This is a genomic window from Actinophytocola sp. (assembly GCF_036002505.1).
Lineage (GTDB): Bacteria > Actinomycetota > Actinomycetes > Mycobacteriales > Pseudonocardiaceae > DASYTH01.
Genome location: NZ_DASYTH010000343.1, coordinates 1 through 1925, shown reverse-complemented (window position 1 = coordinate 1925; position 1925 = coordinate 1). Strand labels below are relative to the sequence as shown.

Genomic DNA, 1925 nt, shown 5'->3' with positions numbered 1-1925 from the left:
GGCCTGTGGGTGTCGGCGACGATGGCGGGCATGGTGGCGGTGGACGGGCTGCTGGAGGCCGAGGCGGGCGAGACGCTGCTCGCGGCGTTGGAGCCGCTGGCCCGCCCCGGCGCCGCCGACGACCAGCGCAGCGGGTCGCAGCGGCGCGCGGACGCGCTGACCGAGCTGGCCCGGCGCGCGTTGGAGAGTGGCCGGCTGCCGCTGACGGGCGGGGTCCGCCCGCAGGTCATGGTGACGGTCGAGCTCGCGAGCCTGCTGGGTCGGGCGGGCACGCCGGGCGCCGATGGCGGCTGGGCGGGACCGCTACCCGCCGAGACGGCCCGGCGGCTGGTCTGCGACGCCGCGCTCACCCGCGCGGTGGTCGCCCGCCGCCACGGCGACGACGACACCGGCGACGACGCCGGCGGGCTGGCGGCGAGGCTGCGGGCCGCCATCGCGCTGCTGCCACCCGCCCTGGGCGGCACCCCATCGGAGCTGCTGGACCTGGGCCGGACCACCCGGGTGGTCTCGGCCGCGCAGCGCCGGTCGCTGGCGGTGCGCGACGGCGGCTGCGTGTTCCCCGGCTGCGACCGGCCGGTGGCCTGGTGCGACGCGCACCACCTGCGCCACTGGCTGCACGGCGGCCCGACCGACCTGGCCAACCTGGTGCTGCTGTGCCGCGCCCATCATCGCGCCGTGCACGAGGGCGGCTGGCGGCTCCACCGTCACCCCCACGGGGACCTCACCGTCACACCGCCACATCGAAGACAGCCCGTCGCGGCGTGACGGCGGTTCGAGGCTCAGTGGCAGCCGATCGAGTGCAGGTCGCGGGTGACCCCGTCGGTGCCCTTGTGGCCCCCGACCCAGCGGTCGGGATACAGCACCATCTTGTAGATGCCGTAGCGCATCGCCCGGTACACCGAGTTGCGGTGCACCGAGGTATAGGGGATCAGCGACCGCCCGCCGGTGCCGGCGACGATCGTCCACGGCGCGCCGCGATGGTCGACGTCGCCCATGGTCCGCATCGGCTTCAGGCGCTCGTAGGCGTGGTTGTGGCCGTTCAGGACCACGTCCACCCCGCCGGCCACCAGCAGCGCCCACAGGTGCTTGAGCTCCGGCTTGCCCGTGAACGGGGCCGCCGAGGACCGGAACGGGTGATGGAAGAACGCCACCGTGCAGCGCTGGCGGTGGCTGGCCAGGTCGCGCCGGAGCCACGACCATTGCGGCGAGCCATGGCCGCACGACGGCGCGCCAGCCTGGCCGCAGGCGGAGTTGAGCGCCACCGCGTGCCACGGCCCGACGTCGAACGAGTAATAGCCTCGTCGTGGGTCACCGGCCTGTCGACCGAAATACCTGAAATAGCCGGCGGCCGGTCCGGCCGGGTCCATGTATTCGTGGTTCCCGACCGCCGGCCGGGTCCGGGCCTTGAACCGGCCCCAGCTACGATCGTAAGCGGCCAGGAAGTTGCGGTACTCGCCGTGCTCGTACTGGGTGTCGCCGAGGGCGAGGACCAGCGTCGGCCGGTTCGCCTGGACCACCCGGGCGGTGGCGACGTCGCCGCGCCCGCCGCCGGGCGGGTTGGCGATGTCACCGGCCGCGACCAGCGTTTCGCCGGCCGCGCGCCCCGCGCCGATGGTCGCCAGCAGCGACGCGGCGGCCAGCAGGATGGTCAGCGCGCGGCGGAGCGTCGTCGTCATGGTGCGTCCTCCGAATCCGATCGGAATTGCGGACGCACCACCTGTAGACGATCAGTCGGGAAAGCACGCGGCGATACCACGAACCTCTGTGAAACAGTCGGTCACGAATACGGCGACGAGCGGCTAAATCCCGCTGAATTGGTGGCCGAATGATGAACCGAAGCGATGCCTGGCCGACCCGGCTTACGGGTCGACGATGGTGACCTTCGGCCAGCGTTCGGCGACGCGCTTGTCGCGCAGCCGGCGCCG

At 73.4% G+C, this 1925-nt stretch carries 2 protein-coding genes; one reads left to right on the top strand and one right to left on the bottom strand.

What is annotated here, in order from left to right:
• A partial coding sequence (locus VGR06_RS29975; protein ID WP_327562517.1) for an HNH endonuclease signature motif containing protein occupies positions 1 to 765 on the top strand: 765 nt, incomplete at its 5' end.
• 14 nt (positions 766 to 779) lie between these two features.
• On the opposite strand, the gene VGR06_RS29970 is transcribed toward VGR06_RS29975, so the two are convergent.
• Positions 780 to 1676, bottom strand: a complete 897-nt coding sequence (locus VGR06_RS29970) for a metallophosphoesterase family protein (protein ID WP_327562516.1) — start codon at positions 1674 to 1676, stop codon at positions 780 to 782.
• Positions 1677 to 1925: the final 249 nt, after the last annotated feature.